Source organism: Thermoactinomyces sp. CICC 10521 (assembly GCF_016055135.1).
Classification (GTDB): domain Bacteria; phylum Bacillota; class Bacilli; order Thermoactinomycetales; family Thermoactinomycetaceae; genus Thermoactinomyces_A; species Thermoactinomyces_A daqus.
Map to the genome: position 1 here is coordinate 1 of NZ_JAECVZ010000098.1, position 608 is coordinate 608.

Here is a 608-nt window from a genome sequence, read left to right on the forward strand (position 1 = left end):
GGCTGCGAATCAAATACGATCTCCGTTTTTCGTTCTCTGCCATCCAATCCCTTATAAGAAAAGCGGAGTCCTGAATCGAGCACCTGACAGTCCGGTTCCTCACCCCGTTTTCCCGTGCTAAAACCCCGGATGATAAACATATCGGTAAAATCGGCTCCGACGGTCAGTTTGAGCCGGGTGTTTACTGCACGCTGATCCAAATTGACAAAATGAAACGTTTCATATACCACTCCTTCAAAAATCCGGCGACGATGTACCAACTCCAATGACTCCCGCCATAGAATCAGAGAATCTTCGCGCATCACCTCCTTATTGGTATACCGGTATTCGCTTTCTGCGCCCGCCGCTTTTGAACAAAGCGAGATCATGGGAATATCGGAAAGCTCCCAGGAAAAATGATGGAGGAAGCAGGTATCGCGGTAAAAAAGTCCGTAACCACGCGGGCTGTTCACAGGGATATTTCCTTGGCCGTCCGTAAATAAGAAGATATCCTCTTCCTTAATGATGTGGTTCATGATCGGTCTCTCCTCGAAAACGTTTTCAAAAAATGGATCAACTTCAATTTGTACTATTGCGAATAATCAGTTCAGGCTCGAGCACAATCCCTT

General features: G+C 46.5%; 1 protein-coding gene. It reads right to left on the reverse strand.

Going from position 1 to position 608, the window contains the following annotated elements:
* Positions 1-515: glycogen debranching N-terminal domain-containing protein (locus tag I8U17_RS18175; RefSeq protein WP_304650724.1), on the reverse strand; the 515-nt coding region annotated here is incomplete at its 3' end.
* Positions 516-608: the final 93 nt, after the last annotated feature.